This is a genomic window from Eubacterium uniforme (assembly GCF_900167115.1).
Lineage (GTDB): Bacteria > Bacillota > Clostridia > Lachnospirales > Lachnospiraceae > Eubacterium_S > Eubacterium_S uniforme.
Genome location: NZ_FUXZ01000010.1, coordinates 87797 through 101921, shown reverse-complemented (window position 1 = coordinate 101921; position 14125 = coordinate 87797). Strand labels below are relative to the sequence as shown.

Here is a 14125-nt window from a genome sequence, read left to right as displayed (position 1 = left end):
ATATATTTTTTTGTAATTTTTATCATTAGCGTTTTTTCTTATAGTCATTTTGCACAAAAAATAGGTTAGTGTTTGTTAACTTTGCATATAGTGAATGTTTATTTTTTAACTATCCATTTTTCTCTTCCTATTAAGAATATTATCCTATTTAATTTGCTTTTTATTTTTAATAAGAGTATAATCTACTAGGAATGTTTTAAGAAAATAGGAGGTACTTATGTACACTATTGATTTTTCAGTAAAATCCAAGGTTCACTTTACAGGTATCGGTGGTATCAGTATGAGTGGTCTTGCAGAAATATTATTATCAAAAGGATTTACAGTTACAGGCTCAGATTCAAAGAAATCTGAAGTAACTGAAATTTTAGAAAATTTAGGAGCAACTGTATACATCGGGCAGCGTCAGGCTAATATTACAGACGACATTGATTTTCTCGTATACACAGCTGCTGTTAAATCTGACAATCCAGAATTAGTTGCTGCTAAGGAAAAGAATATACCTACATTAACAAGAGCGGAATTATTAGGACAGATTATGAAACATTATAAAGTCGCAATTGGTGTTGCTGGTACTCATGGTAAAACAAGTACAACATCAATGCTTTCTAATATCTTCCTATACGCAAAGAAAGACCCTACTATTCTTGTAGGCGGTATGTTACCTTCAATCGGAGGTAATTCTCTTGTAGGTAATTCAGAGAACTTTATTACAGAAGCTTGTGAGTATACTAATAGTTTTCTATCATTTGCTCCAACTATAGCTGTAATATTAAATGTAAAAGAAGATCATCTTGATTTCTTTAAAGATATTGATGATATTAGAAATAGTTTTAAGCGTTACGCTAAACTTCTACCTAGCGATGGTACATTAGTTATTAATGGTGAAATTGATAACCTATCATTCTTCACAGATGATTTAGATTGCAATGTATCAACATTTGGTAGTAATCCAAGCACTTGTACTTATAGCTACAAGGATTTATCTTTCGATGAATATGCTAGAGGGTCTTATACACTTCTAATTAATAATGAAGAAGCTGGTAAAGTTAACCTTAAAGTTACAGGCGAACATAATGTACTTAATTCACTTGCTGCAATTGCTAGTGCAGTTGCAAGTGGAATCTCAGTTGAAGATGCCATTGCTGGTCTTTATACATATGAAGGTGTTGATAGAAGATTCCAGCATAAGGGAAAGCTAGGAGATATTGAAATCATTGATGACTACGCTCATCATCCAGATGAAATTAACGCAACAATTGCAGCTGCAAAGAACTACCCACATAAAGATTTATGGGTGGTTTTCCAGCCACACACATATACAAGAACTAAATCTCTCATGAATGAATTTGCTAATAGTCTATGCAAAGCTGACAAGATTGTATTAGCAGACATTTATGCAGCTAGAGAAACTGATAATTTAGGTATTTCATCTCAAACTTTAGCGAATGAAATTAAAAAGTATAACCCAAATGTATACTACTTCCCTACATTTTCAGAAATTGAAAATTTTTTATTAGAAAATTTATCATCCGGCGACTTGTTGATAACTATGGGTGCCGGTGATGTTGTAAAAATAGGCGAAAACCTACTTGGAAAATAAGTTATAAACATATCCACATTTTTTATCAATAAGAAGTTGATAAATGATGTGGATTTTTGATTTACATAACGCATATATAAACCCTTATTTTATGCACCCTGTGGGAGTTATGCACACTGTCCACATTATCCACAATCAGCCATTAAATATGGCACAAACACTCGTTCTATTTTAAAAAAATCAAACCTGTGCTATACTAAATCGCGTACGAAAATAACTACTAGTAAAGGGGTATTGACATGGGTGATCTTTTCCTAGAACGCGGTAGTTCTTCAAGAACAACTGCATTATCAAATACATTTATAGATGAGTACATGGGTAAGGCTAACGGAGAATTTGTTAAAGTGTATTTATACCTTTTAAGATGCTACCAAGACAGATCAATGAAGGTGTCTGTCTCAAGCTTCGCAGATTCACTTAACTGTACCGAGGGCGACATACTTCGTGCATTTAAATATTGGGAGGAACAATCTTTAATTTCTGTATGTTTCGATGAAGATGGCGAACTTAGCGGACTTAGAATTAACGAATGTAAATCAAACAAAAAATCCAAAAAAGGAACAAAAGAATATAGTGATGATATTAATGTTTCCAAGAAGAAAGATAAGAAAAAACCTTCTATCACTGAACTTTGTGATGATGAGGAATTTTCTGATTTGATATTTGCTATATCAACATATCTTGGCAAGCCTAGTCTCACTCCCAAGGAAACAGATACTGTACTTTACTTCATATCTGATTTAGGTTTTTCAACAGACTTGATTTTATATCTTGTTGAACACTGCATCAGTAGCGGAAGTAAAAGCATGAGATATATTGAAAAAGTTGCAATATCATGGGCTACAATTGGTATTGAAACTCTTGAAGACGCGAAAGAATATACTAACAATCATTCAACTAAATACAAATGCGTATTCAAGGCATTTGGCATAACAGGAAGACATCCTGGCCAAAGTGAAAAAGAATACATTAACAAGTGGTTCGATACATTTGGATTTGCTAGTGAAATTGTTGTTGAAGCATGTAATAGAACTATCAATTCAATTCACGAACCAAGTTTTAAATATGTAGATTCAATTTTAACTAACTGGCATAACTGTGGCATAACATGCCTAGACCAGATTAGTGAATTAGATGAGGAACATAAAAATTCCGCCAAAGAGAAAATCACAAGACTTCCAAAGCAGTCATCAAGAAAAACTGCTGCTTCTTATGATAATGGTTTTTCAGCTTTTCCTCAGAGAGAGTATAATAATGAAGAACTTGAACAGAAGCTATTAAAAAACAGAGCATTTTAATGTATTATAATACTTGTAGTAATGTTTTTTATCAAGGAGGTATTATGGCTCTTACAAATGAACAATTTGATAGCATTATGAGTAAGTATGAAAAAATAAGAAATCATAATGCCACAGTGGAAGCTGATAGAAAAAAAGAAATATATGAAAAACTTCCTCGTATAAAGGAAATAAATGATGAAATGGCCAATCTTTCACTTAAGGCTTCTATCGAAGCAATTAACGGCGATCCTACAGCCATAAGAAAACTTTCTGAGGAAAGTGTCATTCTTAATAATGAAAGAGAATTAATTCTCGAAAGAGCTGGCTATAAAAAAACATATCTTGATCCTATATACAACTGTAAAGATTGTAAAGATACAGGATATATCGGAAATGAAAAATGTCACTGCTTAAAGCAGCATATTATAAACGAATTATATTCACAGTCAAATCTAAATGAAATTCTTCATAGAGAGAATTTTGATAATTTCTGTTTTGACTACTACTCTCCTTCATATTTCGATAAAGTAACTGGCAAGAATGCTTTAGAGAATATCGAAGAAGTTGTAGATTACTGTCACCACTTTATCAAGACATTTGATTCGACCTTTACAAATATAATTATATACGGAAATACAGGTGTTGGAAAAACTTATCTTTCAAACTGTATTGCCAAAGAGCTTATTGAGAAAGGTAAATCTGTTATTTATCTTTCTGCAGTAAAACTCTTTGAAATTCTTGGAGATTATACATTTAACTCAAAGAGAATAGAGAACGTGGGAGACACAGTTAATAACCTATTAAACTGTGATTTACTGATAATAGATGACTTAGGAACTGAATTTGCTAATTCATTTACTCCATCAGCATTCTTTAACGTGCTAAACGAGAGACTTCTTGCCTCTAAATCAACTATTATCTCAACTAATTTATTTCCTGGCGATATCGCCAAGAAGTACTCAGAACGTATCTCATCAAGAATCGTTGGTAACTATGTAGGTATCAAGGTATTTGGTGAAGATATAAGACAATTAAACAGATCATAGGAGGACCCATTTTTATGGTACAGAATGGAAAAAACTACAAGACAATTCCAGTTGCCCCATTAGGCATCATGGCACATGAAAGCATCAAGCCACTTTGCGATAAGGTTGATAAATATATCGCAAATTGGAGACATGAAACAATGGCTGAAGGTTGTGATTTACCTTTAGTAGAATTTGAAAAAGATTCTTTTTTAATTGATTTTAAGACTCCAAGATTTGGCTCAGGTGAAGCTAAATGTGTTATTAATCAGACTGTACGTGGTGATGACCTTTACATTATTGCTGACGTTACAAATCATCATTTAACTTATTCAGTTTGCGGACATGAAAATCACATGTCACCGGATGACATTTTCCAGGATATCAAAAGAATAATCGCTGCTGTTGCAGGTAAAGGTAAAAGAATAACTGTTGTTATGCCTTTCCTTTATGAAAGCAGACAGCACCGTCGTACAGCTCGTGAATCTATGGACTGCGCTCTTGCTCTCCAAGAACTCATAAATATGGGTGTTGAAAATATTATCACATTCGACGCACACGATCCTCGTGTACAGAATGCAATTCCACTTAATGGATTTGAAACAGTTCAGCCTACATATCAGTTCATCAAGAACTTACTTAAAGCTGAACCTGATCTTACAATTGACGCTGATCACATGATGATGATCAGTCCAGATGAAGGTGCTATGAACCGTGTAGTTTACTACGCTAACGTTCTTGGTATCGACATGGGTATGTTCTATAAGCGCCGTGATTATACACAGCTTGTAAACGGTAGAAACCCTATCGTTGCTCATGAATTCTTAGGTTCATCTGTTGAAGGTAAAGACGTATTCATTATCGATGATATGATTTCATCAGGTGATAGTCTTTTAGATGTTGCTAGAGAACTTAAGAAGAGAAAAGCTAGAAAGGTATTTGCTGCTGCTACATTCGGTCTTTTCACTAATGGTCTTGACCGTTTTGATAAAGCATACGAAGAAGGTCTTATCGATAGAATCCTTACAACTAACCTTGTATATCAGGATCCAGACCTTTTCACAAAGCCTTGGTATGTTGGTGTTGATATGAGTAAGTACATTGCTCTTTTAATTGAAACATTAAATCATGATGCTTCAATTTCAGAACTTTTAAGCCCAACTGAAAGAATTAATAAGTGCATTGCAAAACATAATGAAAGAAAGAATGCACAGAACTAGGATTTAAAAAAATCATATATATCCGAAAAGATTATATCTTTTCAAAAAAATTAACAGCAGTTATGAAATTCATAACTGCTGTTGTACTTTATAATTTATTTAAGCTTCTTTCTTCTCACTATAAAACTTTCTAATCTGTGGCATCATCTCTGTTGCTACTTCTCTACCAATGTTATAAACAAGAGTCATCTCGTCAGGATCATGAGAAATACGGTCTATAGGAAGAGTATTCTTTGGTCTTATAACTAAAATCTCACCCTGCGCTTCCTTTCTCATTATATAATCAACCTGAGCATTATACATCTCATGTCTATGCTTCATTGCTTCAAAAATAGCAGGTATTTTTTTAAGCGCAACTTTCATTACTTTTTCCTTTGAAATAGGAGGCTTCCTATAATCCTCTGGCTGAGTAGTAATAACAATGTTTTTATCATAACCTAGACTTTCAAAAAACTTAAGAGGAATTGAATCTGATATACCACCATCAAGATAACCATGTCCATTAATCTCAACAACATTTGAAACAACTGGCATGGATGATGATGCTCTAATCCACTCCATAGTTTCCTTATTAATCTTTTCAGCCTTTTTATATACTGCCTTTCCTGTCTTTACATCAGTTGCAACTATCCAAAACTCCATAGGACTTTCTTCGAATGTTTTCTTATCAACTTTATCTAATTTAAAAGGAATTTTATAATAACAAAATCCTTTATTAAAAAGATTACCTGTTGCAATCAGGGATCTATAACTACAATACAACGGTTCTTTGGCATATTTTACGCTATATCTAATAGTTCTTCCAATCTGACGCGACTTATAATTACACCCAAAGCAAGCACCTGCTGATACACCAACAATGCCATCAACATCTATGTTATTTTCCATCATCACATCAATAACGCCCGCGGTGAAGAGTCCCCTCATGGCTCCACCTTCCAAAATAAGTCCTTTTTTCATAATCCCTCCATTATTTAACAAATATATTGGTAATTATCCTAATTTTATTAGATTATATTCTAATCCTAACTTATCTGCCATAACTTTTTCTCTGGTATGACAAGAGAAGATAATAACCTGATCAAGATTTTCATTTAAAAACTCAAGAGCACGTCCCATACGCTTGTTATCATACATAGCAAATGCATCATCCATCAAAATTGGCTTTGTATCATCACCAAACAAAATATCCGCTGCTGCAAGACGCAAGCTTAAGTAAATCTGTTCTAACGTACCCTTACTTAAATGAGAACTCTTAAGAAGTCTGTTAGGACTGTTAATACTAATATTAAGTTTATCATCAATAACTATTTTATCATACTTACCTTCTGTAATACTGCTCATATATCTTGAAGCTTCTTCATTAAGTTTATTACCAAAGTTATCTCTTACTTCCTTAGCAATATCCTCAATAGTCTTAAGTGCAAGATCAGCTGCATCTGCTTCTAATGTATTAACTTTAAATCTATCTAGTCTTTCTAATAAAAGACTCTTATCAGCTGATAATTGCTCATATTTTTCTCTATTGTGTTCAAGATTCCATTCATCCTTAGAAATAAGCTCTTTTAAATCATCCATTTCTCTTGCAAGCTGTTCAATGTCTTTTGCATTATCAACAGTCTCAAGTTTATTTTCATCCTGTTCATTAATATCTTTATTAACATCAAATAATCTCTTTGACATCTTCTGCATGCGCTCGTCATTTTCATCAATGGCTTTTTTCAAATTACTAATTTCTGAAACTGTCTCTCTAAGACCATTAAGTCTAGTAATTTCTTTCTTTTTGTATCTACCTTTTTTTATAATTGAACCAATACAAAGACCTAAGCTGAATACAAAGACACCACCACATACACCGCCGCATAGCAGGTACGTTTCAAAATCTGGTAAATATGGTAATACAAAATCAATAGCATATGAAACAAAGAATATAATTCCACCAACTAAAGAAACCATCATTAAGAATATGCCAAATAAACTTGGAAGAGCTTTTTGTTTTTTGATTCTTGCAATTAGCTCATCAACTTCTTCTGGGTCCCTAACATCAACATCCTCTAACTTATCCATTAATGCATAACGTTTTTCTTTAAGTTCTTCTTTTTCATTTCTTAAATTATCAATTTCCATCTGCATAGTATCATGTTGAGACTTAAGTACATCAAGCTGACCTTTTTTTACAAGTGCATTTTCATCATACTCACTTTGAGCAGACTTTAATCTATTATATTTATCATTAGCCACATAAAGTCTATCTTTATTTCTTGAGATATTCTTTTCAACATTATTCTCCTCAACTAAAAGCGCATCCATTTCTTCACTCATGGATTTTAAATTGCTCTTAAGTGCCACTTCACTTTCACCGGCAAAAGAATTTCTAATTTCTTTTTTCTTATTGTTAAGTTTCTCCATTGCTGCCTTAACATCAAGTTCTGTGGTTTTAGTTGCGCCAAGATTAGCTGCATAATTTTTTAATATTAATTCAAGTTCCTTATCAGTAGCTCCACCAAGCTGACTTACACTTATAGTATTGTAGTAACAATTTTCATCGAATCCTTCAAAAAGTGCATTAATTTCATCAGTTGAAAGTGTCCTACCTTCATCAATATTAATTACATCTACAGATTTATAATCCTTATTGAAATTTCTTTCAATACGATAATTAACGCCTTTAGACTCTATAATCATACTACCTGCATAAACAGCGGGATTATCCCAAGGTTCATACTTAGTGTATGCATCATTATCACTACTTCTGCCTCTTGTTTTTTCAATACCAAAAAGCATTCCTCTAATAAAAGTATGAATAGTTGTTTTTCCAGCTTCATTCTCGCCATAAATTATATTCATACCCTTTTCAAAATTAATTGTTTTATCCTTAAACTTACCAAAGTTGGTAATATTAATCTCCTTAATAATCAACTTCTTACCTCCATAGCCGAAAGCAATGCGCTAGTTCCATAATAAAGTGCTTTTTTATGAAGTTCATCAAGATTAGTTCTATCACCAAATCTCTCAATGAACATACCAATCATATTATCCTTATTCTGCTCATAAAGTTTTTCAAAATCAAAATCAGGCTCAGATAAATCATTAACTGAAATGACATTACCAAGAAGACTAATTTCAGTCTTATCAAAATTAATGTCAGCATCTCTAAATCCTTTAATTGTAACGTGGAAAATATTGTTCTCCCCACCTTCAATAATAGCCTGTTTAATCATATTAACCACTTCAGAATTCGTCATATTAGAAGCAATGTCAATTTCTATGTCCTCATAACTCCTCTTAGCAAATGGTACGAAAGTAATCATACGCTCTTCTGAAGTAATCTCACCTTTAATATATCCACGCTTACCTTTATCATTCTTATCGATAGGTTCTAAGCTTCCTGGATATGCATATCTTGCTTCGCTTTGTAAATATGGAATATGAATATGTCCACACGCTACATAACTAAATCCGTTAAGCATAATCATGTTCATATTCATAGGAATATGTGCTTCATCACCACCATGAGCAAGCAAAATATTTATTTTACTTTTATTCATTGGAACAATATTATCATATACAGGTTCTTTTATTATCTTTTTATGATATGACATACCATAAACATCCACACCTAAATCTTCAAAGGAACAAATCTGCATTTCACTATCTGATAAAAAGAATACATTATCTGCCCATTGAAAATTATTATAATTAGAAGCATCCGAAACAGGATCATGATTACCTGCTATAAGCACAACTCTTGTTGGTGCTACACACTCAAACAAGTAGTTTACTTCCTTTAATTCTGATACTTTTGGTTGTCTATGAAAAAGATCACCTGCTATTAAAAACAACTCTGGTTTTTCCTGTTTTACAACACTAATAAGTTTTTTAAAAGTGCCCCATATTTCAGAAGCTCTGCTTTCGCCCCAAGGCATATTCGAATCCGGAGTTGCACCAAGATGAATATCCGCTGTATGTATAAACTTCATAACTTCTCCTTCCAAATTTTATCTTAAAATATTCAAAACAATTTATAATAATACTTAGTATTAATTTACTACTAAGCCTCTATACTAAACTTCCAACTGTTCTTGGATATGGAATAACATCTCTAATATTTGACATACCTGTTAGATACATAACACATCTTTCAAATCCAAGTCCAAAGCCAGCATGACGAGTACTTCCATACTTACGAAGATCTAAATAAAACTTATATTCATTTTCATCAAGCCCCAACTCTTTCATTCGTTTAATAAGTTTATCATAATCATCTTCTCTCTGGCTTCCACCTATAATTTCACCAATTCCAGGAACAAGACAATCCATAGCAGCTACAGTCTTTTCATCATCATTAAGTTTCATATAAAATGCCTTTATATCCTTTGGATAATCAGTAACAAAAATAGGTTTCTTAAAAACAGTTTCCGTTAAGTATCTTTCATGTTCTGTTTGTAAATCACAGCCCCATGAAACTTTATATGTAAATTCATCATTATGTTCTTTTAATATGTCAATTGCCTCAGTATATGTAACTCTGCCAAAATCAGAATCTTTAACATGATTAAGTCTTTCAAGTAATCCCTTATCAACAAAACTATTAAAGAATTCCATCTCATCCTTAGCATTATCAAGAACATACTCAATAATATACTTTATCATGTCCTCTGCAAGTTCCATATCATCTTCAAGATCAGCATATGAAATCTCAGGTTCAATCATCCAAAACTCAGCAGCATGCCTTGTTGTATTAGAATTCTCCGCTCTAAATGTTGGACCAAAAGTATATATCTTTTTAAATGCCTGAGCATATGTTTCACCATCAAGCTGACCCGAAACAGTAAGTGATGTTTTCTTTTCAAAGAAATCATCTTCATAACTTAATTCCTTTTCAACATCTTCAGCACTCTTATTATTCCCTTTTAAAAGTTCATCAACATTAAGTGTTGTAACCTGAAACATTTCACCAGCACCTTCACAGTCACTTCCGGTAATAATTGGCGTATGCACATATACAAAGCCTCTCTCCTGAAAGAACTTATGAATTGCATAAGCAATTAGAGAACGGACTCTAAATGTAGCCTGAAATGTATTAGTTCTAGCACGTAAATGCGGAATCGTACGCAAGTATTCAAAACTATGTCTTTTCTTTTGAAGCGGATAATCACTAGTACTATTGCCTTCTACCATTACTTCGTCAGCCTGAATTTCAAAAGGCTGTTTAGCTCCTGGAGTTAGTACCAATCTGCCACTAACTATAATAGCCGCACCAACATTAAGTTTTGAAATATCCTTAAAATTTGGAAGCGTATCATCATATACAATCTGAAGAGTTTTAAAACAAGTACCATCACTAATCGAAATAAAACCAAATGTTTTTGAATCCCTTATACTACGAATCCACCCACCTACAGTAATGCTTTCAGAAAACTCATCAATTTTCGCATCTCCACTTTCATTTAAATCAAATAATTCTTTAATCTCTGTAATCTTCATAATCTAATCCTATTTTTCATATCCATAATACTTTTCAACACCAAGGGCGATTCCATCAACCATCTTCTTCTGACCAGAAGAAGAACTCATAAATTCATCTTCAGAATAATTAGTCATATATCCCATTTCAATAAGCGCAACAGGAATCGTACTAAAATTAAATCCTGTCAAATCATTTCTACCCTTAAGTCCATTATTTTTAATACCTGTTTTCTCGCAATACTTTTCAAGTATACAGGATGCAAGCTTATAGCTTTTACCTGATAAATTTCCAATGTATGGATTACTAGCAGGTGGATATAATAAACTTACTCCATTAATAGTTGAATTATCGCTTCCATCAGCATGAATTCTAATGGATATATCACACTTTTTATTAAGTTTTTTAGCGCGCTCACTATTTGAAATATTAACTTCAGCCTTTTCACGCACCATTACAACTTTATAACCTTTATCTATAAGTTTTTCCTTAAGTTTAAGAGCAATTTCTAAGTTAAGTGTACCCTCTGACTTTCCTGTACTTATTCCCCTTGTACCACCAGCAACCTTAATTTTCTTCTGACTACTTCCTGGTCCAATAGGTTCAAGCTCATAATTTGCATTTTTTTGATGTCCTGCATCAATACCAACAATAGCCTTTGGCATAATCTTAACTTTTGTTGATATCTTCTTACCCTTAACCCTAACAGTAAGTGTAACCTTACCATATCTCTTACCTGTTAAAACTATTCTTCTATCATCAATCTTTTTTATCTTAGCAATCTTCTTATCTGAAACTTTCCACTTAGCTCCATTTAAGTTAACTCTAAAAACTCTCTGTTTACCACACTTAACTTCCTTATGCTTTCTGGTAAAAATCAGTTTTTTATTTTTCAGACTACCATCAATTTTTGTCTTATCTTTATCGTTATTATATGCTGTTGTTTCATCCGCATTAACCCTATAATTACTTTTTATATTCACCACTCCTAAAAGAGCTATTAAAGAAAAAGCACTCAGCATACAAACAAAACCCTGTTTTATATATTTATTCTTCATCTTATTCCCATACTATCTAATCAACAAATTCTCTCTTAATATCAAACGCTACTCCATCTTCTTCATCTTTCTTAACTCAGATACAGCAAATGGAATAGCGATTCCCATTGCAAGTATATCAGCAATAGTCTGTGTAACCTCAACACCCCTTATACCAAATACTCTTGGTAAAATCAAAATTAAAGGGATAAAAAATATACCACTTCTTGCTGAAGATGTTATGGATGCTTTAATACCCTTACCCATGGATTGAAGCATCATATTAGTAATAACCGTTGTTGCCATACACGGAAGTACACATGCCTGAAATCTAAGCGCCACCTTACCTACCGCAACAACTTCTTCATCCTTTCTAAATGCCCATATAATATCTGGTGCAAATATAAAACATATAGCCCCAGCAAATACTAAAAATATGGTTCCATATTTAACACAGAAGAAATATCCTTCTCTTACTCTATCCTTTAACTTTGCTCCATAATTATATGAACATACTGGTTGATAACCCTGTCCAAAACCAATAACTGCAGAGCCTAGCATCATCATAACTCTAGTCGTAATTGACATACCAGCTATGGCTGCATCATTTCCATACTTACCTGCATACTTGTTAAGTAAAAGAGTAGCTGCCGCTGCAAGTCCCTGACGAAAAAGTGACGGAGCACCACCATTAGTAATTTCCTTTAAGTAGAATCCATTAAGTCGTACATTCTTTATATTAACCTTTATGGTTTGTCCTCTTAAACTAATAAATAAAAGAACCAAAAAACTCATAAACTGTCCAGTAATTGTAGCTATTGCTGCTCCTCTTACTCCCATGTCAAACACTAAGATAAGAAGTGGATCAAGTCCAACATTAAACACAGCACCACACATAAGACCTACCATGGCATAAACAGCTCTTCCCTGAAAACGTAATTGATTATTAATTACAAACTGACACATCATAAATGGAGCACCTATAAGAATTATACTCATATACGCCTTTGTATCAGCCATACTTGTCTTTGTAGCACCAATCGCACTAGCAAGTGGATTAATAAAAATATTTCCCACAACCGCAATAACTATACCGAATATCATCGCCATGCAAAATCCAGTTGAAGCCATCTCATTAGCTTCTTTAACTTTACCTGCACCAAGCATTCTAGCTATAAAGTTTCCAGAACCATGTCCACAGAAAAAACCCAAGGCCTGAATAATTGCCATAACCGAAAACACTAGGCCTACTGATGCAGTAGCCTGCGTTGAAATCTTACCAACAAAATATGTATCTGCCATATTATAAAGGGCTGTAACCAACATACTGATTATAGTCGGTATCGATAATTTAATTATAAGCTCCGGTATCGGAGTTTTAGTAAGAAAATCTCTCCTACTATCTACATCCACCTTATTATTTGCACTTACTTCCTTATTCTTTTCCATTTTTCCGTTCTTCATTTCTAATTTTATTCGTACCCTTCTATTTTAACACAAAACAGGCAAAAAAACACCCAAATCCGATAAGATTCGGATTTGGGTGTTTTTAATAATAATCACTTTTATTTTACTGGAATTTCAATTTCCATAGAATCTTCTTTTACATCCTGATTCATTTTATAAGCAACCACTTTAATTGTTTTTAGCTCTTTCTTATTCTCATATCTCTGTTCTGTATCATCTCCACCTAAATATGTAAGCACTTTTCCATCATCCCCCTTTAATTCAAAGAGAATAAATGTATCAATATCATTTTCTCCTTCCACCTCAAGTGTAATGTATTTCTCATCAAATATGGCCTTTTTTAATATAACCACATCATCATCCACAGAGAATGGAGTGTTAACTTCCTGTATTTTTTCTTCCATCAGCTTATTTATTTTAAATGATTTTTTACACTTTATATCTTCCTTATTATTCTTAGCAAATACCTTTGCTTCAACTTCAATTTCTTTTCCAACAAATCCATTTATAATTTCTGTTATTTCTTCATCAGATTTATCATTAAAATTTGAAGGTAAATAATAATATTCTATATATGAATTTTTCTTATCCGTTTTCGCCATTGAAGAAGAACCAAGATTAAGTTTCTTTTCACCGTCAGATATGATCAAATTCTCAATAGCTGCATTTTTCTCATATATTGATTTTCCAACATTGTATTCAACATATATATTTTTAGTTCCTATTTTCATATCCGTAATATCAAAAGAATAATCCTCTTTCTTATTACTTATTATGCCTCTACATAGAAACAGTCCTACTCCAATAATAATCAACGTAATAATCAAATATATGCTTTTTTTCATATCCTCTATTTCTCCTTGTTTTTTATCAACGAGCACGATTATATTATTATAACCATTATTTGTCAATACAATTTCTAAACTTAGTATCATTTTAATACTAAGGAGACTATTCTTTCATTTTGAGTTTTTATTCAATCCCTTCAATTGCTAATTCCAACCGTCTGTGATATTATTTATAACATGA

Annotated in this window: 11 protein-coding genes; 4 read left to right on the top strand and 7 right to left on the bottom strand. The window is 32.7% G+C overall.

Annotation, left to right across the window (positions count from 1 at the left end):
• The first annotated feature begins 217 nt into the window (after positions 1-217).
• The 4 genes from murC (at position 218) to B5D16_RS08760 (ending at position 5125) form a co-directional block, all read left to right on the top strand.
• On the top strand, positions 218-1600 hold the full coding sequence (gene murC / locus B5D16_RS08775) for a UDP-N-acetylmuramate--L-alanine ligase (RefSeq protein WP_078766613.1): 1383 nt from the start codon (positions 218-220) through the stop codon (positions 1598-1600).
• Positions 1601-1839: 239 nt separating this feature from the next.
• On the top strand, positions 1840-2898 hold the full coding sequence (locus B5D16_RS08770; protein WP_078766612.1) for a DnaD domain protein: 1059 nt from the start codon (positions 1840-1842) through the stop codon (positions 2896-2898).
• A 44-nt stretch (positions 2899-2942) separates the two neighbouring features.
• Positions 2943-3926, top strand: coding sequence for an ATP-binding protein (locus B5D16_RS08765; protein WP_078766611.1), 984 nt, complete (start codon positions 2943-2945; stop codon positions 3924-3926).
• A gap of 14 nt (positions 3927-3940) precedes the next feature.
• Positions 3941-5125, top strand: a complete 1185-nt coding sequence (locus B5D16_RS08760; RefSeq protein ID WP_078766610.1) for a ribose-phosphate pyrophosphokinase — start codon at positions 3941-3943, stop codon at positions 5123-5125.
• A gap of 99 nt (positions 5126-5224) precedes the next feature.
• Here B5D16_RS08760 and B5D16_RS08755 read toward each other — a convergent pair whose 3' ends face one another.
• From B5D16_RS08755 to B5D16_RS08725, 7 genes are all read right to left on the bottom strand, one after another.
• Positions 5225-6085 carry a patatin-like phospholipase family protein gene (locus B5D16_RS08755; protein WP_078766609.1) on the bottom strand — a complete coding sequence of 287 codons (861 nt, stop codon included), beginning with the start codon at positions 6083-6085 and terminating at the stop codon, positions 5225-5227.
• A gap of 33 nt (positions 6086-6118) precedes the next feature.
• Positions 6119-8044: an ATP-binding protein gene (locus tag B5D16_RS08750; RefSeq protein WP_159444352.1), complete on the bottom strand. Its 1926-nt coding sequence runs from the start codon at positions 8042-8044 to the stop codon at positions 6119-6121.
• Entirely contained in the window at positions 8041-9105 is a 1065-nt protein-coding gene (locus B5D16_RS08745; RefSeq protein WP_078766607.1) for a metallophosphoesterase family protein, read from the bottom strand. The genes B5D16_RS08750 and B5D16_RS08745 overlap by 4 nt, the downstream gene beginning before the upstream one ends.
• A gap of 79 nt (positions 9106-9184) precedes the next feature.
• Entirely contained in the window at positions 9185-10612 is a 1428-nt protein-coding gene (asnS, locus tag B5D16_RS08740; protein ID WP_078766606.1) for an asparagine--tRNA ligase, read from the bottom strand.
• Positions 10613-10621: 9 nt separating this feature from the next.
• A complete protein-coding gene (locus B5D16_RS08735) occupies positions 10622-11650 on the bottom strand; it encodes an N-acetylmuramoyl-L-alanine amidase family protein (protein WP_078766605.1) in 1029 nt (342 codons plus the stop codon).
• 48 nt (positions 11651-11698) lie between these two features.
• Entirely contained in the window at positions 11699-13093 is a 1395-nt protein-coding gene (locus B5D16_RS08730) for an MATE family efflux transporter (protein WP_242943023.1), read from the bottom strand.
• Positions 13094-13194: 101 nt separating this feature from the next.
• On the bottom strand, positions 13195-13941 hold the full coding sequence (locus B5D16_RS08725; RefSeq protein WP_078766603.1) for a hypothetical protein: 747 nt from the start codon (positions 13939-13941) through the stop codon (positions 13195-13197).
• Positions 13942-14125: the final 184 nt, after the last annotated feature.

Excerpts from the sequence above, each read along its gene's own strand:
- murC (WP_078766613.1), top strand. The coding sequence starts at position 218 with ATGTACACTATTGATTTTTCAGTAAAATCCAAGGTTCACTTTACAGGT.
- B5D16_RS08770 (WP_078766612.1), top strand. The coding sequence starts at position 1,840 with ATGGGTGATCTTTTCCTAGAACGCGGTAGTTCTTCAAGAACAACTGCA.
- B5D16_RS08765 (WP_078766611.1), top strand. The coding sequence starts at position 2,943 with ATGGCTCTTACAAATGAACAATTTGATAGCATTATGAGTAAGTATGAA.
- B5D16_RS08760 (WP_078766610.1), top strand. The coding sequence starts at position 3,941 with ATGGTACAGAATGGAAAAAACTACAAGACAATTCCAGTTGCCCCATTA.
- B5D16_RS08755 (WP_078766609.1), bottom strand. The coding sequence starts at position 6,085 with ATGAAAAAAGGACTTATTTTGGAAGGTGGAGCCATGAGGGGACTCTTC.
- B5D16_RS08745 (WP_078766607.1), bottom strand. The coding sequence starts at position 9,105 with ATGAAGTTTATACATACAGCGGATATTCATCTTGGTGCAACTCCGGAT.
- asnS (WP_078766606.1), bottom strand. The coding sequence starts at position 10,612 with ATGAAGATTACAGAGATTAAAGAATTATTTGATTTAAATGAAAGTGGA.
- B5D16_RS08735 (WP_078766605.1), bottom strand. The coding sequence starts at position 11,650 with ATGAAGAATAAATATATAAAACAGGGTTTTGTTTGTATGCTGAGTGCT.
- B5D16_RS08730 (WP_242943023.1), bottom strand. The coding sequence starts at position 13,093 with ATGAAGAACGGAAAAATGGAAAAGAATAAGGAAGTAAGTGCAAATAAT.
- B5D16_RS08725 (WP_078766603.1), bottom strand. The coding sequence starts at position 13,941 with ATGAAAAAAAGCATATATTTGATTATTACGTTGATTATTATTGGAGTA.